Origin of the sequence: Methanocrinis sp. (assembly GCF_049974945.1) — an archaeon.
In the GTDB taxonomy this organism is placed as follows: domain Archaea; phylum Halobacteriota; class Methanosarcinia; order Methanotrichales; family Methanotrichaceae; genus Methanocrinis.
Window position 1 is genome coordinate 1 of the sequence record NZ_JBNGCU010000026.1, and the last position, 20021, is coordinate 20021.

Here is a 20021-nt window from a genome sequence, read left to right on the forward strand (position 1 = left end):
CCCACCATCCCCGAGAGCTTCACCACCGAGACGACGGTGTAGTTGGCCCCCAGGTAGAGGAAGAAGATGCTCAAAAGCAGTTTCAGGTATATCTTGGGTTTGAGCCTTTTCTTCTTGGGGTGGACCGCTCCCCCGGCCACCATCCCCTCCAGAGACCTCGCCCTCGCCTCGTCGGCGACCCTCTCCACTTTGATTGCGTAGAGGAGGTAGACGAAAAAGAGGGCGAGGCAGAGAAGGGCCTCGGCGAGGGCGAAGACCCCGTCCAACAGCATCAGGGAGAGGAGGAGCGCCGAGCCGACGAATAGAGGCAGATCGACGTTGGCGAGCTCATACCTGGTCACCATCTTCTTTCCCACGATGGCGGAGAGGCCCAGGATGAGGAAGATGTTGGTCACGTTCGAGCCCATCACGTTTCCGGCCACCATCTCCGAGGAGCCCTTCATCACCGCCAGAATCGAGGATACCAGCTCCGGGGTCGAGGTACCCAGGGCGATGATGGTGACGCCGATGATGAAGGGCGAGATCCCGAAGGAGATCCCGATCCTCTCGGCGGAGTCGGTGAAGCGGTCTGAGGCCTTCACCAGGACCGCGAGGCTGGCGACGAAGACGAGAGCCCAGAAGAGGATGGGGAGCATGCCACCCCATCTGCCGACGAGGTTAAAATTGTTTTCTCAGAAGGGATTTTTCGCCTCGTCACCGCCACGACCCGGTCGGCGTCATCGTACCCGGCCCGGCGACGGCGGGGTTATCAAGACCACGGTGGGGAGTTCGGGCGGGCAAGGTGACGATATCGATCAGTTCCCGGATTGAAATTTTGAGGGTAACAAAAATATAGCCCTACGAAATATTCAGCTATAGACCCGAGGTAATTAAGATGGTAGAAAATCCAGGAACAGAAAAGGTTAGTGATTTACTAAAGTATATTCATAATGGTGATTATGTAGTTCCCTACTTCCAAAGAGGATTCGAGTGGGAATCAGGCATGATTTGTGACCTTATAGAATCAATATTACAAGATTATTATACAGGACTTATTCTTTTATGGGATTTAAACCCAGAAGATGCTCGTAACGAGAAATGGGACCCAATTTGGGGTGCAGAACTAAAAAACACACCTAAAAAGGCGATTCTTGATGGTCAACAGAGATTATCTTCCCTCTATTATGCCATTTATAACCCTAATAAAAACTTTCCAAATAGAAAATCGTATTACGTATTCTTTTTAGATTTAAATAAAATTTTGAATAAAGAATATGACGACTCAGTAACTTATAAGTATTACTCCAATTATCAAAATATAAAACAAATTATGGATTCTAATAAAAATTGGATTGATTCTGGTATAATACCCATTTCAATATTATCAGCTACAGACGTAAATTATCCAAATAAGAGCTACATCGATTCCAAAGATTTCGCTAATGACCTCTCTAAATATATAGATATAAATAAAGATCAATTGCCTGAAGACATAACAACGCATGCAGTGTACCAGGTTCTAAATGGGATATTGAACTATACATTCGTCTTTTACCCGTTAAAAGACGATAGAACGTTGCCAGATATTTGTAATATATTCGCAAGAGTTAATGCAAAAGGCATGAGACTATCTACATTTGACCTGATGAATGCTTTTATTTATCCCAAGGGTGTGAAATTAAGAAAAGATCTTTGGGAGAAAAAGACCAATGAAAAACTTAAAGAAATTGATACAAATATGGATGAATACCTCCTCAAACTCATCTCACTTTATAAACAAAATTATTGCTCATCTAAATACATCTATAATTTAATTCCTGGTGCGGAAACGTTACGTAAAAATGAATTTGGAAAAAAATATAAAGATAGACTTGTAAAAGATGGAGATGAATTTCGACATTTATGGGATAACGCCTGTCGTTATGCTGAAATCGCCAGGAAAAGAATTATGAATAATGGTACTTTGGATTTAGGGGCCGTCAAAACCGATTTCATACCTAATACAACCATAATTCCGGTAATGGGTGCCATATTATGGAGCCATGAAAGCAAATCAGATACAAAAGAGTTTGGAGATAATTTAAATAAATGGTATTGGGCGTCGGTATTCTCCGAGGATTACAGCGGATCATCAGATAGCGTCATGGCTAAAGATTTTAGGGACTGGAACGAATTCGTGGAGAAGGGAAAAATCATCGAACGAGTTGAGAGGATTAATAGAGAGTATATACTTAAATTAGATCTAAAAAACATCAAAAAAGGTTCCTCCAGATATAAAGCCATTATTTGTATATTAACACTTAACGATGCAAGGGACTTTTATAAAGCGAGTTCTCCCGGAATCGTGGACTATTCAAGCGATAATATCAATGATCATCACATTTTTCCAAATTTGGTAAAGGGGTTGGACCCAGAAAAAAGCAAAGGATTTGACGACTACAAAGACTCAATCGTAAACAGAACATTATTGCTCAATGATACTAATATCAAAATAAATAACAAGAGACCGTCCTCATATTTAAGAGATCTGACGACCTATTGGGGAGATGAAGAACATGTTAAGGCTATATTAAATCGACATTTGATAAGTGAAGAGGCGTTCAGATGCATGATAGAAGACGATTTCGATGCTTTTGTGATAGAAAGGGAAAAAACTATCAAGCAGCATCTAATTTCAAAGCTTGAACTTTAGGATAAGGGATTCCAAGTCATTGAACGATCCTTATGAAAGCAAAAACTCGACTCTATCCCTTTATCGCCCCCTCGACGCTCCCGTCTCGTTCTCCCTCCAGAAATCCCACCACCTCCGATAAGGTCTCGTCCGGATGGCTGATCCAGAAGAGGTGCCCCGCCCCCTCGATCTCGCGGGACTCCGCGCCGGGGGATCTTCTCGGCGAGGATCCGGCCGTTCTCCGGCGGGATCAGGATGTCCGAGTCGCCGGCCATGACCTGCGTCGGGATCTTCAACTCTTAGGATTTACGCAGTTAGTGTGCGTGAGACATTATGACTTAGATATTTTATATATTCTCTTATAGCATTTCGAATCCACGATTAGAATACCTCCACCAGGCCGAACGAGATGTGATGATTCGATCCACAGTGCCTCCGTATCTGGCGGGCTTCAGTACACGTAAAAACGTTGGCAGCAGCCATCAGAAAGTGGATATAGTCCAGATCGCAACACTTAGGTGGATTCAATTTTATATGTCATCTCATATTCGCGTCTATATTTGGATTGGACCGAATCATCAAAACCAAAATCGGGATATAAGATCATCTCCTCTCATTTCGGATCGGATGACGAGCTTGAACAAAAGGATCGAGGTCGCCCTCGGCGATATCACGAAGCTTGCGGTCGACGCCATCGTCAATGCCGCAAACCCCTCCCTCCGAGGAGGCGGTGGCGTCGACGGCGCGATACACCGGGCGGCGGGCCCCGGCCTTCTCGCGGAGTGCCGGACCTTGGGCGGCTGTCCTCCCGGCGAGGCGAGGATCACAAAGGGGTACCGCCTTCCCGCTGAATTTGTGATCCACACTGTGGGGCCGATCTGGCAGGGCGGAGCCAGCGGCGAGGATGAGCTTCTGGCGAAGGCCTACCGGAGCTCTCTCTTGCTCGCCGAGGTGAACGGGATCAAATCGATCGCCTTTCCGGCCATCAGCGCCGGTGCCTACGGGTTTCCGATGGAGAGGGCATCATCGATCGCCGTCGCCGAGATCGGGGATTTTCTGGAGAAGAACGACACGATCGAGAGGGTGGTGCTGGTCTGCTTCAGCGAGAGGGCAAAAGGGTGCTATATCGAGGCTTTAGAGGAGAGGAGATCGCGGTAAACGTTTCTTAGCGTCCGATACCTTCCAATGTTAGTATTTCCGATAAACGGCGCTTCTGTGTCCCACCTCGATGACGAAGATGATCATCCGGTCGCCTTCGATCGTCATTATCACGCGATAGTCTCCGACCCTCAGAGAGTAGATGGGACACTTCGCAGATCCCTTGATCTTCTTGACGGAGGAGTACGGATCTTCTTTGATCGCGCCGACGGCACGAAATATCCTCGCCGCTTCCTCAGGAAGGCTTTTGATAGCCCTCCGGGCAGCTGGCGAGTAGATGACAGAGTACATCACCGAAGCTCCAGCTCAGCTTCGATCTCTTCCTCGGTATAGTATCGGCCTTTTTTCAAGTCCTCCAGCGCCTCTTCGATCCTCTTGAGCGTATCCTCGCTGAGGGGCTCATCGTCCGTTGCCATGGTGGCAAGCCGATCGACGACATCGTTGTAACTCTCCCGAGGGTGCCGCTTCAGCTCGTCTAGCCGCGCCTTCGTCTCCTGGTGGATCACGATCGTCGTGGTCTCAGGCATATATCTGGCTATATGGAGATATAGTATATGAAAGCTCCTGCCCTGGAGAGACCGAAATTGCAAAAGTATTCTTTTTCACTGTTCTCCCTGACCCTAGACCAATGTGAAATACCCAATTCGATCATGCCTCTGAGCGCAAGAGAGATGTAGGCCTGGCACAAACCCGCCTCCAGGCATAAACTGCGAGGTATTCTCCATGGAACTTGATGAGATGGCAAAGACGCTGGTTGCGACACTCCACCTGGAAACAAACCCTGTAGGCGTGAAGCTGATCAAAAAGGAAGAAGACATCCCCGAAGACATCGAGCTGATCACCGAGCCCCTCCGCTACTGCGAGATGGTCCAGGCGGCAAGGTACAGGGGAGAGACCACCCTGGCCAAGGTCGATATGCACTCCTGCAAGGGTGGCGCCTCTGGTTTAGGATTAATGGAGTTTCCCGAGAACATCGCGTCCGGCAACCTCTACTTCTCGAAGCTGAACAAGGTGGTGACGAAGGAGGCGGGCTCGAAGATCGTATCCTCCTTCCCGGCCCAGGAGGCGGGGAGCATCGTGGCGACCCTGGTTGCGCCCCTGGACAAGATGACAGTTAAGCCAGATGTCGTCATCTTCGTCGGAAAGCCCTTTCAGGCGAGGAGGGTGGTCCAGGCGGCCCTCTGCCAGGAGGGCGGCAGGGTGAACTTCGACACCGCCGGCATCCAGTCCTTCTGCGTCGACGCCACCTCCTCCCCCATCCTGAAGGGGGACGTGAACGTCTCCATGGGCTGCGACGGCGCCGCCAAGAACGCTGGATTAGAGGACGACTTCGTGGTGGTGGGCATCCCCTTCGACATGGCAGAGAAGATCACGCCGATCCTGGCCGAGAGGGGCGAGGGCTGGGACAACTGGATGAGGTCCTGACACCGATAACGGGGCCGACGTAAACAGAAATATCAGTGGAGGACCCGCCACCGGAGGAGGACGCCGCCGTCGATGAGATGAGCCGAGATCAGCTCGAGCCTGGGAAAATCGCCACCGAAACCGGGGCCGTCCACCAGGGTGGGCGCCCCCTCCCCGCCGATGATCATGGGGCCGACAAAGACCGAGATCTCATCGACGAGCCCCGCCTCGACCAGGGACCAGTTCAGTGTGGCGCCCCCCTCCACCATCAGCCGCTCTACCCCTTTTTTCTTCAGGATCGTCATGAGCTCTGCGAGGTCGACCCTCTCTTCTCCGGCGACGACGATCTCGCACTTCTTCCTCAACATGGCTAGCCGCCCCTCGGGAGCCTCCCTGGTGACGGCGAGGATGCAGCCCTCCCCCAGGACCTCAGCATGCGGTGGAGTTCTCGCCCGGCTGTCGACGACGACCCGCAGGGGGTCCTCGGAAAGGCCCCGATCCTTCCTCATCCTCCTCAGCTCAGAAGACTTGACCCGGAGCCCCGGATCGTCGGACAGGACCGTCCCTACGCCCACCATGACCGCGTCGCTTCTGGCCCGCAGGAGCTTAACCCGGTCCATGTCCCCCTGCCCCGATATCCTCACCTGCCTCTTCTCAAAGGAGCTGATCTTCCCGTCGGCACTCATGGCGCTGTTGATGATTACTTTGGGCCTCTCCATTATGATCTCGGGCATGGAACGGAAAGCTAAATATTTTACCTCTCCCATCTTGGCTCGATGGCGGAGCCAGACAAGATCATTCTAAGGGGAACGATCCTCCTGGGCGAGGAGCTTGAGCCCTTCGAGGGCTACCTCGTCTTGCGGGACGGGGTCGTCGCAGAGATCGGGTCCGAGAGGATCGACCCTGACTTCGAAGGGATAATATCTCCGGCCCTCATCAACGCCCACGTCCACCTGGGCGACTCGATCCTCAAGGACCCGCCTTATCTCCCCCTCAATGATCTGGTGGGGCCCGGGGGGGTCAAGCACAGAGCTCTCTCATCGGCCACCAGGCGGGAGCAGGTCGAGGGGATGAGAAGGTCGCTATCGTATATGGCCCGCTCTGGAACATCTGCCTTCGCCGACTTTCGCGAGGGCGGAGAGGATGGTGTCGAGATGCTCCTCGAGGCGATGGAGGAGGGAAAGAGGGGAGATGGGTTGGACCTGATCGGGAGGATCTTCGGAAGGCCAGACCCGGGATCGATCCAGGTCCACCAGAATTGCTGGGGGGTCGGGATCAGCAGCACGAAAGATCATCCCCGCTCCTGGGTCGAGGATGTCGTGGAGGTCGCAAGGTCCGAGGGTAAGAAGATCGCCCTCCACGCTGGCGAGGCCGGAAGAGACGACATCGAGGACGCCCTGAGCCTTGAGCCCGACCTACTCGTCCACCTGACGAAGGCAGAGCCCCGGGACCTGGCGAAGGTGGCGGAGGCAAGAGTTCCCGTCGTCGTCTGCCCAAGGTCCAACCTCGTCACGGGGGTGGGGCTTCCCGACATCGCCCGCATGCTCGATATTGGGATCGTGGTGGGCCTGGGGACCGACAACGTCATGCTCAACGGCCCAAACCTATTCTCCGAGATGGAGTTTTTGTCCAAAGCGCTGCTGCATAACGATAGACAGGTATTTATGATGTGCACGCTAAACGGTGCCCAGATCTTGGGCGCGGATGACGCAGCTGGCGCCATCCGCGTCGGAAAGAAGTGCAGGATAATGGTCATCAACAGACGGTCGGATAACATGGCGGGGGGAAAAGATTCCCTCGCAAGCCTGGTCAGGAGGGCGAACCCCTCGGACGTTCTGGCCGTCCTCTAGAGGTTTTTCCCATGTTTGAGAGGATAATGATAGCAACCGACGGCTCGAAGCATAGCGAGCGGGCGGCAGAGTTGGGGATCGAGCTCGCCAGGCTTTCTGGGGGCGCCATCACCGCGGTCTACGTCGCCGATACTGGACGGCTGAGCCACCTTCCCGAGGATATGGCTCTTGCGAGCATCAGGGATCTCTTGATCAGGGAGGGGGAGGAGGCCACCGGCTACATCGAGGAGATGGCCAAGAGGGCGGGCGTCGCCGCCTCCAAGAAGGTCGTCGAGGGCAACCCCGGCGAGGAGCTGATCCGGTTTGCGGACGAAGCCGGAGTCGACGCCATCGTCATAGGAAGCTGCGGTCGCTCTGGCCTTGAAAAGTTCCTTCTCGGATCCGTCGCCGAGAAGGTCGTCCGCACCTCGCCAGTTCCCGTCATCACCGTTCCGGGGGAGAAGGTTTGTGATTGATGTTCGAGTAAAAGAGGTGATGGTGAAGGACGTCGCCTTCGTCTCCATCCCCGGCTCTCGAGACCAGGTCCTGAAGGCCCTCAAGGAGAGGCACGTCTCGGGGGTGCCGGTGGTCAAGGGCGGCGTCCTGGTAGGGATGGTGACCAGGACCGACCTCCTCAGAAACCCCGAGGAGGACCAGACCGCCCTCCTCATGACCCGCGACCCCCTGGTTGTTAAGCCCGACGACAGCGTCGTCGAGGCGGCGCGGCTTCTGGCGGAGAACGATATCAGGCGTCTTCCAGTGGTCGAGGGCAGCATCCTCGCGGGAATCGTGAGCGTCGCCGACATCGTCCGGGTGATCGCAGACCTGGAGATAAAAAGGCCGATCGAGAGGCACTTTGAGAAGACGACGGTGGCCATCTGGGACGAGATGCCCCTCCCGGTGGCGGGCACAGTGATGGAGTACGCCGACGTCCAGGCCTCCCCGGTCCTCGACTCCGATCTGAACCTGGTGGGGATAATCTCCGATCGGGACCTGATAAACGCGAGCGTCATCGAGGACTCCGTCGAGATGTCGGATATGTCCTCTGCCTCCGACGAGGACGAGTGGAGCTGGGAGAGCACCAGAGATACCCTCAACTTCTACTACGGCGTATCGCGGATAGCGCTGCGCAAGATTCCCGTGAAACAGGCGATGGTTCCCGCGGTCACCGCTATCAAGAGCAGCGGGGTCAGCGAGTGCGCGAGGGCAATGATGAGAAACGAGATCGACCAACTCCCGGTGGTGACGGCTCATCAGAAACTCGCGGGGATGCTGAAGGACTCCAACCTCCTCTGGGCTCTCATCGAGCACTCCCTTGAAGCTGGGATCTGAGGGACGGCTCCATCCTAGATTACAGAATGCCGAGGGCTAAGGAGGGGCGTCCGTGTCCCTCTACCCCACCAAAGCCGAGAGGTTCTTCTCTACCCCCTCCTCTCCTGCCCTTTCCTCTCCTGCCACCACCTCCAAGCCGCCTTTTCCTCTCTCCCCCGCCCTCTTGGGCCCGCCGGACCTCGCCCGCAGCGCCTCCTCGTAGGCCAAAATCGACCTCTCCAAGTTATCCTCCCGGTCCTCCAGCTTGGAGAGGTTCCGGTAGGCGATCCCGAGGTTGTTCTGGGTTTCGGCATACGCCTCGGGGCTGGCCTCCGGGGTTCTGACCGCCAGAGCCTCCTCGAAGGCCCCGACGGCCCTCTTGAGGTTCGCGGCGTCTTCAGGACCGCTCGCCGGGCCCGAGAGGATGACCAAGGCCCTCCCCAGAAGGTTCTTCGTCTCGGCGTACTCCTGGGGGTGGGTGTCGCGGGTCCGGACGGTCAGGGCCTCCTCGTAGGCTTCGATCGCCATCTCCAGCCCCTTCCGATCCGCCCACTGGATCTCGCTCCCGCTCACCTCGGGCTCGGACTCCAGGACCAGGGCCTGGCCGAGGAGGGTCAGGGTCTCGGCCCGCTCCTCGGGATGGGCCTTGGAGGTCCTGACCTCCAGGGTCGCTTTGAAGGAGGATACGGCCTTCTCGAGATGTGCCTCTCTCATCTCCCCCTCTTCGAGCCGGGCCAGGGCCATCCTAGCCCTTCCGAGGCTGTTCTCCGTCTCGGCGTAGTCCTCGGGGTGACCCTCCGGCGTCCTGAAGGCCAGAGCCTCCTCGTAGGCCCCGATCGCCTTCTTCAGATCTTTGGCCGCTTCCTCGTCCTTCTCTTCGATCTGGGACAGGAGGAGATAGGAATCGCCGAGGTTGTTCTCGGTCTGGGCGCGCTCCTGGGCCCTCGCCTCGGCTGAGTAGAGCTTAAGAGCCTCCTCGAAGGCTCCGATCGCTCGGCGCAGGTTCTGCTCCTTCTGGAGCCGCCTCTCCCCCTCTCTCGCCTCGAGAGACCGCTCGCCGTCCCTCTCCGAGAGTCGGACGAGGGACATCCCCAGGCCGTTTTTGGCCTGGGCGTGCTCGACGGGGTGCTTCTCGGCCTTGAAGAGCCTGATCGCTTCCTCAAAGGCTCCGACCGCCCGGCGCAGGTTAGTCTCCCTCGCCCCCTCGAAGGACTGGCCGTAATAGCTGAGGGCCTGTCTGAACCTGACCTCGCCCCGGACGGCGGGCTCGAGCCTCGGAACGTCCTTCAGGATCTGGTCGTATATGGATAGGGCCTTCTCCACCTGCCCCATCCCAGCGAAGTCGTCGGCGCTCTTCGCCAGAAGCAGGATCACATTCCTGTAGGTCTTCCTGGTCTTGTACTCGGTGGCGATCCATGCAAGTGCCGCACCGGCTACCGCGCCGACGGGTCCTACAATCCAGGGGCTGCTCATCTCGATGGCCATTTTACCCAAACTCCCTCTTCATACTGAAATTTGATTCGAACCTGTGGGAAGATCTGCTCTCTCGACCGTGGCGAAGGGCCCCGAAAATTTCCCATCCCCAACACTCTTTCCCCCGGTCTGAGAGCTTACTTTATTTATAAAGAGGAACAGACGACCCTTCAGGCCTCTGCCATCCTCCGCGCCCTCGCCTTCTCCGCCACGAGAACGTTATCGTTCAGTGCATCGCAGGCCTTCTCGTCTCTCCACCAGGCCATCCTCTCCTCGCCGAGGGCTTCTGATGCCTCGTGAATGTCTGCAAACTCCCGATCGTAGACTGTATATCCGGAGTTCAGGGGTACCATCGACTGGCCCGCGACCTTCGAGAAGGATGGGTCGACCTCGATCACCTCCCCTTTCTTGTTCCTCACCAGGAGCCAGAGGTGCTCGTGCCCGTCGTCTCTGCCTTTATCTTGGCCTTTACCCTCAAGGGCGAACTCCTCGGTGTAGGCGAAGGAGACGTCAAACCCATGGCTCTTGAAATACCACTCATAAAAGGCGGCCCTCTCGAAGACGTCGAGGTCCGCGGCGTAGCCCTTGATGGAGCTTGCGTACCTGATCACGTCGTCGGGGTTCTGGACGTCGGCGGGCTTCAGCTCAAGGTAATAGGGATCTGGAATCCCGCCTCCACAGAACTCGCCGCCCAGGGGTCCCTCCCCTCTCTCGTCGCCGAGGAAGAGGACGTAAGCCCCGATCAGGACGATGGCGGCGGCGATGATGAGCCCTTTCTTCGCCAGATCTTCGCCCTCCCAGGTTCAGATACCCCGTTCAGCGAGGACCTTTCTCACCTCGGCCTCCACGATCCTTCGGATCTCTTCGCCCTCGACCTGGCGACCGTCAGCGTGGGGACCGTGAACGCCGGAGGCCCGGCTCGACCTCTCGAAGATGTTCCGTTCGTTGAGGAAGAAGGGTTTATCACCCCGCTCGATCCTGAGGAGCCCCTCCTTCAGCAGCTCGCGGATGCCATCGTTCCCGTAGAAGTAGTCCTCGATGGCCCTCCTGGTCAGCTCCGGCATCCCTTCCGCTACGAGGTTGCTCTCGGGATCGTCCATGTAGTTGAGGGCCATCCTGATCACCCGATGAAGACGGTACTCGAGGTTACCCTTCACCTCGCACCCCCTCTCCTCCCCGTAGGGGTTTCGCAGGAGGATCAGGATCTCGTCAGCATGGTTCTCCCCGAGCTTCCTCCAGGGCTCGATCCGATCTTCGGATAGGCCCGTCTGCCTCGCCACAGCCTTCACGATCTCGTCGCGCCTCATGAACCCTCTGGTGAAGACGTAAGCCCTCTCGGCCCTCCCAGGATCGCATCCGAAGAGCCTCCCCTCGCTGAGGGCCTTTTTGACCAGGCCCTCCTCGGGGTCCTTTCTCCTCTTCTCCCTCCAAAAGCAAGGAACCAGGATGGGGGGCCGGTCCAGCCCCTCTATGAACTTCTCCCTCATGGCGAGGCTCGGCGGATCCTCCCCGGGATAGTGGCGACCGGCAACGAAAGGCCTCATCGCCTGGTAGATGTAGTCGTCTATGGATGGATAGTCCTGGCCGAACTTCTCCATCATGATCTGGTTGTCGACGAGGATCACCCCGTCCACCCCCACCCCGACCCTCTTGGTCAGGAGGTCGTAGAGGGAGATGGTGGCCCCCAGGTCTCTCTTCGCCTCCTTCGCCCTCTGCTGGGGATCGGTCCCCTCCTCGGTCAGCACCCCCAGTACGAAGACGGGATAGGCGGGCCTCTCACTCCTGATGTACCTTGTTATGGGGTTGACGAAACCGGTCCCGGTCCCTCCACCGAGAGAGACGACGAAGAGGATGCCGTCGCACATCTCCACCCCGGAGTTCTCGGCCTTGGGACCCGCGAGGGTGGTGTAAGGCCTTATCTGATCCCAGGCGGCCCTCAGTATGGGGTTCTCCGACTCGTGCTCCGAGAGGGCGGCCCGCTTTACCTCCTCGTCGCTCTCGAAGATCTCAAAGACGGCCTTCAGAAACTCGGCCTGCCTCATGAACCCCTGCTTCTTGACGTCGTAGCCGTATCGGTCCACGATCAGCTTCGAGGTCTTGGATTCGGAGCCGATGACGTCGTGAGGTATGAAAAAGCCGGGATAGCACCCCCTCTCCAGGTAGCCGAAGAAGCTCTGGTTCTCGGTCTCCTGGACGTCGGCCTCAAGCCAGAGCCCCTTCACCCCCCCGAAGGAGACGTGCTCGCCCAAAGACTTCTTCAGCGGGGCTACATCCTGATTTTTGAGGAAGCGCTCCGCCAGATGGCCTCCACAGCCTCCGATTCCGACTATACACAGTCTCATCTCATCCCTCCCAAGGTTTCGGTGTATATCGGCCAAAGCAGCGCGAGCTCAGAGGCGAAGAGGGCCAGAAATGCCACCAACCTCGGTCCCAGCTCCACCTGGGGAAATATCGTAGCTTGCTGGACAGATAGAATGATGGAGATCGCGAGCAACGGCACCGTGAGCATTATGGCGACCTTCATCTTTCTCGAAATCTCGTAATAGCCGTAGACCTCCTTCGGGATGAAGGCAGCCACTGCAAAGGACAAAAGCAGCACCCCAAGGCCGAAGGTGGCAAACCCCAGGGGGCCTGAGGCTAGGGCCGGAACCAGCTGGAAGTAGTTGTGCTGGACGAATACATCTTTAGTCAGGAAGTAGAAGTAGGCGAAGGCCACAAAGAGGAGCAACCAGGCGGCCACGGCCGCGGCGTTGAAGTTTGAGCCCTGCCGGGTGAACATCTCCTCTCGAAGCTCGTCCCGCGATACCTCGCCACCGCTGGTGTTCGACTCTGCCTTGCTGTTCTCCTCCGTCTTGGAGGTGGCAGCCACCATCCGGTACGTCTTCTCCATGTTCAGCCTGTGAAGGGCGACTCCAAGAGCCAGAAGGAGAAGGAAGAGCCCCAGGCTCAAAAAGCCGTTGGATGTGAGGCCTGCGAGGAAGTTCGATAACGCCTCTGGCACCAGGTTCGACGATGACGATATATCGACGGCCTGGACACCGGCCGTCGTCTCGTTGAGGCCGCTCATCGGTAAAGCCTCCTTTCGATCATGATCCCTCCCACCAGCGCCGCCAGAAGAACGACGAGGATGTTTGTGACGATCGTCTTGGAGTATACCGGGTACCTGACGATCCTAGGGTTGATCCTACCTCCCGAGAAGCTGTCAGTCTCCACTCTGGAGTTTTGGTCCGGCGCCGAGTACTTGAAGCGATATGAGAAGCTCTGGTCCGCGTCGGAGACGTCGAAGGGTTTGATATCAAAGAGGACGTTCTGCGCCTCCTCAGAGGTGTTGATCGTCTTCGTCTCCTGATACTTATTGGGATGAGACGGCGTGCTGGTGTAGAGGTCTATTCTGAGGTTGTTCACCTCCGGGTTCTTCACCGTGAGGCTGAACCTATATTCCTGCCACCAGTATCGGTTTTCGTCTGCGGCCTCTACCATCGGGTCCGAGACGAAAATCTTGGGGCTCGGCAGAAGGAAGGGGCCCGGGAAGATCTCCGTTGCGTTTTCGTCGAGGCCGTCGTCGTAGGTGTAGCGGTAGGAGAAGTTCCTTCCCGCATCCTCCTCCCCGAAGAGGCCGCACTCGCTGGCAGAGAAGGTGACGTTCGTCCCGGGCTTAACCTCCTGGGTCACGTTATCGAACTCGCTGCCCTGGTCGTCGAGGACGTGGAGGGTCACCTTGATCATGTCCCCATCGACGTCGACGAACCGAGATTCGTACCTGATGGGATCGTTGTACCTGGCCCTGGGCGGCTCGACTCTGATGCTGCTCTCATCGGCTCGGGGGGGGCTGTTGACCAGGTCCAGCTCGAGGAGGCTGTAGTAATCGTCCTGATGATAGGGCTTGCCGTACATGGAATCTGTATAGTAGGTGCTGTGCATGTCGTTGAACCATATGCGGAAGGTGGCATTCCCCTCCTCCTTGGAATCGGCGAACGGCGTTATGTCAGACCAGTCTCTGACGGTGACGTTGCTCTTCTCCGAGTACTCGTTGGCGAGGATCACCCTCTGAGATCCGACCCTGTTGAAGTTCTCCTCGCCGGGTCCCTTCGCCTCCAGCCAGAGGTAAACATCTGAGCGGACCTCTATGGGGTTGTCGTTCTTCACCCAGGCGTAAATATCGAGCCTTTCGTTGCGAGTGATATTGGCTCTCTTTGTGGAGTTGGGGAACCATATCAGGACCGTTGGTGCGGTGTAGTTCTTGGGCGGGACGAAGGGTATGTGGAGGAGCTTTTTCAGGTACTCGAACTCGTCGGGGTCCTCCTGTTTCCATTTCTCCATATTGCCGACCAGGTCATCGAGCTCAAGCTTGACTATCTTCTTGCTGCTCTTCTTTTCATCGCTATCTCCACTCGACGAAGGTGCCGATTTCGGTGGGGAAGGGTCCACTGCGACCGCCCAGGGGAGAAATAAAAAAAGTATGATGAGGCACGCTGCGAATCTCTTCATATTAACTCCTGACCGGAACGAATTTTACCGAGACATGATAGGGGTATCCCTCCCACTCAAGCCTCTTCCACTCGGCGGAGTCTGAGGAGTATACCCTGGGGTCGTCTGCTAGGATCCAGAAGTTCTTGTCCATGGTGTAGACCAGATCGACCGGGAGGCTGTTCAGGGATGAGCGGACCTCAACACCGTAAGTGTAGACGTACTCGCCACGCGCTCTGTCGTAGGTCACGTTCCAGGTCTCGTTTCTGAAGTTGGCCACGATCTTTGGTCCCGGGAACCCGCGCTCTCCGTCCAAAAACCTGCTCCCCGAGAGGAACCTGAACCTAGACTCTCCTATGAAGGGATTTTCGATAAATGGTAGCGGTAACTCGCTTACAGTGAAATTCAGACCACCACTCGTCGAGAAGTTGTACTTTTGAGGACTCCCTGCAGATAACCACGTGTCAAGGACGGGATGATAAATCTCAAGCTCTACCATCATAGGTTCGGTGCTCACGGAGGAGTCCATCTCCAGGTTATAGACGTAAGGCGTTCGAACCAGCTCCTCCCCTAACGGATGGAAGCCCGCGTCCCAGGACCCAAGAGACCCGTTTACGGGCGAGACTCTTCCCGTGATCGATTCCTTGACTATCTCCGGTCCGGAGTAAGTTCGTGGGGGCGAGGCCACCCGTATGAACCGATAGCTAGCGTTGCCGGCAACATCGCCCTCGAAGGATACGCCGCTCCAGTTGATCTGGGGGCGGCCGTTGTAGGTGGCGATCCCCTGAGACCTCCAGAGAGAGGATCCCGGCTCGCTCGTCTGAAGCTCGATGTCGCAGACGGGAAGGGCGGTGCTGACGTTTACATAGTAGGTGTAGCTGGCAACGGTGCTGCCCTTCTGAGGCATGACGGTGGGGTTCTCATACTTTATCAGGACGATCTCGGGCCCGAGGTAGACCTTCCCCTCCTCCTCGCGACTGGTGCCGAGGGAGCTCTCAGAGCCGGGGTAGTAGAAGCTGAAGTAGTAAGACGATGTCCCCTCCGAGCCGATCGTCTCGCTGGGCATGACGCCGACCCACTCTATCCTCTGCCAGAGGGTGGCGTTTCCGTACCTCTTCTTCTCGACGAGCTTGAACTGGTTTTGATCTATGTCCCAGATGTTCAGGCCGACGTCCAGACTCTTTGAGCCCTTGAAGTCGAGAGCGTAGGCGAAGGGCGTGCCCGAAAAGCCATCTGCAGGATCGACGGTGGCGTTAGCGTATTCGTAGTCCACCGGCCAGAAGGGTCCCTCGAAGACCCCGGTCTGCTTTCGTCCCGCGAACCTGTAGTATGCCCTGATGAAGTCGAAGTCCAGGGTGACGTTTTCCCACCTCAAGGTCTGCCAATTGCCGACGTTGGTGTAGTCTTTGCTTCCCACGTCCTTCCAGGGGCCGATCGCCTCGGGAGCGACCTGGAGGGCCACTTCATCTTCAGCGCTGGAGAAGAGGTCGATCCGATAGTTGTAAAGGGTATCATTGGTGCCCATCTTCGGGGAGACCTCTGCGTTCTTGTAGACGGTGATCATCTTGATGAGAGAGGGCTGGCCATCGTAGCTCTCCAGGGTCACGGGATCTCCGACCAGGGGGGTGATCAAAACCCTGTACCACGCCCTCTCCCAGGTGCTGGTATCGTTGTCGTCGGTCGCCCATCTGCCAAAAGAGCCGCGGCTCATCTCCGGCGACCTGAAGTTGACGTCGAAGTTGACCTCTTGGGACGAGTGGGCGGTGAGGCTGATGTCAGCTGTGTACTTTTTTGAGGCAGAATAATCGGTGTAGTCGGGACCTGCCTCCAGCTCCACCACGTAGCGCATGGGGCAGGTCATACCATTTGTCAGCTGTACCTTGTAGACGATGGGCTGGTTGACGTTGAAGGGCATCTTCGCCGTGCCCACCTGCTGGAAGCTCATCGAGGCTTCCGGCTGACCGAGAGCCGGAGTCATAATTAGCGTGACTGCGACAAAAACGAAGAGCGCACATTTTGGAGATACCAAGCTATTCACCACCCGCCCATCTCTGCGATTATTTCGGAGATAATCCATGAGGTTATAAGAGATGTCTCTATTAAATGTTAACGGATGAACCAATGCCGCCAAAAGAAAAAATGTCGGTCGGCGCGAACTTCACGCGTCGATCGCCTTGCTCGCGGCCTCGACTCCGGCTCCGAGGCGGGATATTATGCCCTCCTTCTCCAAGACCAGCTCCAGGGTCTGGATGGTCCTGAGAACGTCGGCCTCGGTGCATGCGCCCATGGTTCCGATCCTGAAGATCTTTCCTTTGAGGCCCGACTGGCCGCCGGAGACGACGACTCCCCGCTTTCGCATCCCTCCTCGAAGCTGGCCGTCGGTGATGCCCTCTGGCATCTTCATGGCGGTTACTGTGTTGGAGTAGGTGGAGTGCTCGTTCACCTGGGGGAAGAGCTCGATCTCAAGGGCAGATGCCGCCTCTCTCACCCCTTTGGCGAGCCTCGCCATCCGAGCCCGCCTCTCGGAGAAGCCCTCCTCAGCGGCGATGGTGAGGGCCTCCTGGAGGGCGTAGAAGAGGGAGACGGCCGGGGTGTAAGGCGTCTGGTTCTTCTTCGCCTTATCGAGGTGGGCCTTAAGGTCGGTGTAGTAGCCGCCCTTGCCCTTCTCCAGCATCTCTTCGGCCCTCTTGCTCACCGTCACCATGGCTAGGCCCGGAGGGACTGCAAGACACTTCTGAGATCCGGTGATGGCGATGTCGATCCCCCACTCGTCGGTGAGAAATTCATTTCCCCCAACGGAGGAGATGCCGTCAACGATGAATACGGCGTCGTATTTTCGGGCGAGCTTTCCGACCTCTTTCGCGGGGTTGACGATCCCGACGGAGGTCTCGTTGTGGACCATGGCGATGGCTTTTGCCCCCTCTTCAAGGGCCGACTCTATCCGGTCCAGGTCGAAGGGCGTTCCCCAGGCGAAGTCCAGGGGGACGGCGGTGCCGTACCGGTCGCCGAGCTCCGTGAACCTCTCGCCGAACTTGCCGTTGGTCACGGTGACGATCTTGTCATCTTTTCCGATGATGCCGCCCACGGCCGCCTCCATGCCGGCGGTTCCGCTGCCGCTCAGGACCACGGCGTCGTTCTTCGTATCGAAGAGCTCCTTGAGCCACGACCTGCAGTCCTCGTAGATCGTCTCAAAGTCGGCGCTCCGGTGGCTCACCATCGGCTTTGACATGGCCCGGAGCACCCTCTGGGGCACCTTGACCGGCCCTGGAATCATGAGCAGCGTGTCCTCGATATCCAAATCAGATCCCTCTCAAGTAACAGCACGTGAAGGCTATATAAATCTAGCTTTTATCCGCTCGGCGGTCTTCCAGCTCTGCCTCACAAAGGGCGGAAGGTCGCCGTGCTCTCTCGCCCAATCTTCGAGGAACCGGACGGTAGCCGGGTCTGAAGGGTAACCGCTTCCGATCTCGAGGCCCAGAGACCTCTCAAGCTCCCTCACCGACCTGTCCCTAGCAACCTTGGCTAGGATCGAGGCTGCGGCCACCACCAGGTGATTTTTGTCGGCCCGATGCTCGGCGACGACCTCCATCCTCGTCCCGCTCTCCTCTTTCACCCTCCGGGCGAATCGGCCTGGGTTTACGTCGGCGGCGTCCAGGATCGCCCTCTCCGCCGAGAGCTTCTCCACTACCCTGGAGAAGCTTCTGACCATGATCTCATTCATGGTCATCAGCTGGCGGAGCTCGTCGATCACCTCAGGCTTCACCTCCAGGACGTACCGATCCAGGGCGATCCTCTCGATCCTGGCGGCGAGCTGCTCCCTCCTCTGCGGCGCGAGGAGTTTTGAGTCCTTCACCCCCAGGGCCGCGAGATCGAAGATCCGGTCCTCGTCGATCACCACCCCTGCCACGAACATCGAGCCGATCACGGGCCCCTTTCCAGCCTCGTCGGCGCCCAAAAGTCGCATCCTTCATCTGGTGAGGGCTCGTGGTATTTGAATCGATCGAAAAATGGGTGGGTGAAGGTGGGTCGAAATCTCCTATCAAAATCCTGGTTCTGTGGACCTGAGATCGCCCTCCGCCACGCGGGTTATGTTGTACATAACCGGGTTGAGCTCTTCGGAGCTGAAAGCCGTGACGTTGTAGAACTCGCCACCCGTCCCCTCGGAAATTCTCGTGAGATTTGAGTACTGCTTTTGGGAGGCGTTGAAGCTCTCGTTTATACCTAAGCCTATGGTGAAGATTCTGTATCCAGATTCGTTCGCCTCGGAGATGTAATCGTCCAGCCTCTCTCCCGGCTCGAACTCGCTGTACCCCGTCAGGAAGATGATTATCTTCCAAGAACCGGCAACCCCATCTGGATGATCGCGCATCATCGCGAGAGAGCCGTTGAGACCCTGGTCGTACTCCGTTAAATCCGTCTCCATGCACATCTCGGAGAGGTTATCCAGGATCTCAGCGAGGCGAGTTTCGTTTCCACTCAGGGGGGCAGGCCCGAAGACTATCTCGCTCTCGTGATCCCAGCTCACGATAGATATGGTGGCGTTCTCGAAGCCGGACCACCCCGAGACGATCTCGGCGCTCTCGTTTTTAGCCATGCGGTAGTACTTTCTCATGCTGCCGGAGGTGTCCAGGGCGAGGATGAGGTCTGTTTTGTTGAGGGTTTCAGTAACATTATTAACGTCCACGTCTGCGGAGTCTTTTGCTGTGACGTTGTTGCCTGACATGGGTTTACCCTCGACCTCGACGAAGTTCGTTAGGTCCCCGAAAGTCGAGCTATTGATCCTGGCTATGAGGTAGACCACTCTAGGTTCTGATTTGTCCAGCGTCCCGAGGTTCCAGGTGACGTTGTTGCTTGAGTTGTCAAAGGACCCTGTCGAGCTGACGTAATCGAGTCCTTCTGGCAGAGCGTCGGTCAGTATGACTGGGTTCAATGTCGCGTTCCCCGTGTTAGTGACCTTGATCGTGAAGTTGACCCGCGTCCCGTTTGATCCTGATTCGGGGTAGGCGGTCTTATTGACCGATATCATCGGGGGAATGGTGACGGGAATAGCTATTGAGTCGTTATCAGTAGCGTTATAACCGAACTCGGGCTTGCCCTCGACCGATACGAGGTTGGTCAGGATACCTGGCCCGGATCTGTTGATTCTGGCTTCAAGGTATACCATTTTAGGCTTTGATTTGTCCAGCGTCCCGAGGTTCCAGGTGACGTTGTTGCTTGAGTTGTTAAAGGACCCTGTCGAGCTGACGTAATCGAGTCCTTCTGGCAGAGCGTCGGTCACGATGACTGGGTTCAATGTCGCGTTCCCCGTGTTAGTGACCTTGATCGTGAAATTGACCCGCGTCCCGTTTGATCCTGATTCGGGGTAGGCGGTCTTGTTGACCGATATCGAGGGGATGAAGACGGTCACGTTCTCTGAGTCGTTTGCTGTAACCTTATCACCAGAAGGCTGCACGCCGGTAGCTGTGACCTTGTTCGTCAGGTTGCCGGACTTTGAGCTGTTGATCTGAGCTACGAGCTCGATGAACTTCGATTCGGAGACGTTCAGTCCGCTAAGAATCCAGGTGACATTCTGGCCATCGACCGACCCCGACCTGTTATACGAGATCTTATCGAGGCCGTAAGGCAGGACGTCCACGACCTCGACCTCGGTAAAGTTCACCTGGCCGGTGTTCGTGACGTTGATCAGGAAGGTGACGTTGGTCGAAGGAACTCCTTCCTCAGGATCGGCG

The 20021-nt window shown here is 56.5% G+C and carries 19 protein-coding genes and 1 pseudogene; 6 read left to right on the forward strand and 14 right to left on the reverse strand.

From position 1 onward, the window contains the following. Positions 1 to 635: sodium:calcium antiporter (locus tag ACP5EL_RS04070; RefSeq protein ID WP_428401188.1), on the reverse strand; the 635-nt coding region annotated here is incomplete at its 3' end. A 239-nt stretch (positions 636 to 874) separates the two neighbouring features. Between ACP5EL_RS04070 and ACP5EL_RS04075 the strand changes: the two genes are divergently transcribed. Then, positions 875 to 2671 carry a GmrSD restriction endonuclease domain-containing protein gene (locus tag ACP5EL_RS04075; protein WP_428401190.1) on the forward strand — a complete coding sequence of 599 codons (1797 nt, stop codon included), beginning with the start codon at positions 875 to 877 and terminating at the stop codon, positions 2669 to 2671. Between the two features lie 328 nt (positions 2672 to 2999). On the opposite strand, the pseudogene ACP5EL_RS04080 reads toward ACP5EL_RS04075, so the two are convergent. Continuing rightward, a pseudogene (locus tag ACP5EL_RS04080) lies at positions 3000 to 3184 on the reverse strand (IS701 family transposase); the annotation flags it as partial. A gap of 93 nt (positions 3185 to 3277) precedes the next feature. Here ACP5EL_RS04080 and ACP5EL_RS04085 point away from each other — a divergent pair. Next, entirely contained in the window at positions 3278 to 3808 is a 531-nt protein-coding gene (locus ACP5EL_RS04085) for an O-acetyl-ADP-ribose deacetylase (RefSeq protein ID WP_428401191.1), read from the forward strand. Positions 3809 to 3838: 30 nt separating this feature from the next. On the opposite strand, the gene ACP5EL_RS04090 is transcribed toward ACP5EL_RS04085, so the two are convergent. Then, positions 3839 to 4099, reverse strand: coding sequence for a type II toxin-antitoxin system RelE family toxin (locus tag ACP5EL_RS04090; RefSeq protein WP_428401192.1), 261 nt, complete (start codon positions 4097 to 4099; stop codon positions 3839 to 3841). Further along, positions 4099 to 4335 (reverse strand): DUF7557 family protein, encoded by a 237-nt coding sequence (locus ACP5EL_RS04095; protein WP_428401193.1) that lies wholly within the window; start codon positions 4333 to 4335, stop codon positions 4099 to 4101. Before ACP5EL_RS04095 ends, ACP5EL_RS04090 begins: the two co-directional genes overlap by 1 nt. A gap of 196 nt (positions 4336 to 4531) precedes the next feature. Between ACP5EL_RS04095 and ACP5EL_RS04100 the strand changes: the two genes are divergently transcribed. Continuing rightward, positions 4532 to 5233: a DUF169 domain-containing protein gene (locus ACP5EL_RS04100; RefSeq protein ID WP_428401194.1), complete on the forward strand. Its 702-nt coding sequence runs from the start codon at positions 4532 to 4534 to the stop codon at positions 5231 to 5233. 32 nt (positions 5234 to 5265) lie between these two features. On the opposite strand, the gene ACP5EL_RS04105 is transcribed toward ACP5EL_RS04100, so the two are convergent. Next, entirely contained in the window at positions 5266 to 5931 is a 666-nt protein-coding gene (locus ACP5EL_RS04105; RefSeq protein ID WP_428401207.1) for a 2,5-diamino-6-(ribosylamino)-4(3H)-pyrimidinone 5'-phosphate reductase, read from the reverse strand. A gap of 57 nt (positions 5932 to 5988) precedes the next feature. On the opposite strand from ACP5EL_RS04105, the gene ACP5EL_RS04110 reads away from it, so the two are divergent. Genes ACP5EL_RS04110 through ACP5EL_RS04120 form a run of 3 tightly spaced genes read left to right on the forward strand, consistent with a single transcriptional unit; the run spans position 5989 to position 8373 of the window. Continuing rightward, entirely contained in the window at positions 5989 to 7062 is a 1074-nt protein-coding gene (locus tag ACP5EL_RS04110) for an amidohydrolase family protein (protein ID WP_428401195.1), read from the forward strand. A gap of 11 nt (positions 7063 to 7073) precedes the next feature. Continuing rightward, the gene (locus ACP5EL_RS04115; protein ID WP_428401196.1) at positions 7074 to 7517 is read left to right on the forward strand and encodes a universal stress protein; all 444 of its coding nucleotides are present in this window, start codon (positions 7074 to 7076) and stop codon (positions 7515 to 7517) included. Then, positions 7510 to 8373 carry a CBS domain-containing protein gene (locus tag ACP5EL_RS04120; protein ID WP_428401197.1) on the forward strand — a complete coding sequence of 288 codons (864 nt, stop codon included), beginning with the start codon at positions 7510 to 7512 and terminating at the stop codon, positions 8371 to 8373. Before ACP5EL_RS04115 ends, ACP5EL_RS04120 begins: the two co-directional genes overlap by 8 nt. A 60-nt stretch (positions 8374 to 8433) precedes the next feature. On the opposite strand, the gene ACP5EL_RS04125 is transcribed toward ACP5EL_RS04120, so the two are convergent. From ACP5EL_RS04125 to ACP5EL_RS04165, 9 genes are all read right to left on the reverse strand, one after another. Further along, positions 8434 to 9837: a hypothetical protein gene (locus tag ACP5EL_RS04125; RefSeq protein ID WP_428401198.1), complete on the reverse strand. Its 1404-nt coding sequence runs from the start codon at positions 9835 to 9837 to the stop codon at positions 8434 to 8436. A 158-nt stretch (positions 9838 to 9995) separates the two neighbouring features. Then, positions 9996 to 10436, reverse strand: coding sequence for a hypothetical protein (locus ACP5EL_RS04130; protein WP_428401199.1), 441 nt, complete (start codon positions 10434 to 10436; stop codon positions 9996 to 9998). 192 nt (positions 10437 to 10628) lie between these two features. Continuing rightward, complete coding sequence (locus tag ACP5EL_RS04135) at positions 10629 to 12167, reverse strand: hypothetical protein (protein ID WP_428401200.1); 1539 nt, start codon at positions 12165 to 12167, stop codon at positions 10629 to 10631. After that, positions 12164 to 12892, reverse strand: coding sequence for a hypothetical protein (locus ACP5EL_RS04140; RefSeq protein WP_428401201.1), 729 nt, complete (start codon positions 12890 to 12892; stop codon positions 12164 to 12166). Before ACP5EL_RS04140 ends, ACP5EL_RS04135 begins: the two co-directional genes overlap by 4 nt. Then, a complete protein-coding gene (locus ACP5EL_RS04145) occupies positions 12889 to 14145 on the reverse strand; it encodes a hypothetical protein (RefSeq protein WP_428401202.1) in 1257 nt (418 codons plus the stop codon). Before ACP5EL_RS04145 ends, ACP5EL_RS04140 begins: the two co-directional genes overlap by 4 nt. 169 nt (positions 14146 to 14314) lie before the next feature. Then, positions 14315 to 16237 (reverse strand): hypothetical protein, encoded by a 1923-nt coding sequence (locus ACP5EL_RS04150; RefSeq protein ID WP_428401203.1) that lies wholly within the window; start codon positions 16235 to 16237, stop codon positions 14315 to 14317. A gap of 213 nt (positions 16238 to 16450) precedes the next feature. After that, positions 16451 to 17590, reverse strand: coding sequence for a pyridoxal-phosphate-dependent aminotransferase family protein (locus ACP5EL_RS04155; protein ID WP_428401204.1), 1140 nt, complete (start codon positions 17588 to 17590; stop codon positions 16451 to 16453). A 33-nt stretch (positions 17591 to 17623) separates the two neighbouring features. Further along, entirely contained in the window at positions 17624 to 18256 is a 633-nt protein-coding gene (gene rnhB, locus ACP5EL_RS04160) for a ribonuclease HII (RefSeq protein ID WP_428401205.1), read from the reverse strand. A 75-nt stretch (positions 18257 to 18331) separates the two neighbouring features. Continuing rightward, a partial coding sequence (locus tag ACP5EL_RS04165) for a DUF7507 domain-containing protein (protein WP_428401206.1) occupies positions 18332 to 20021 on the reverse strand: 1690 nt, incomplete at its 5' end.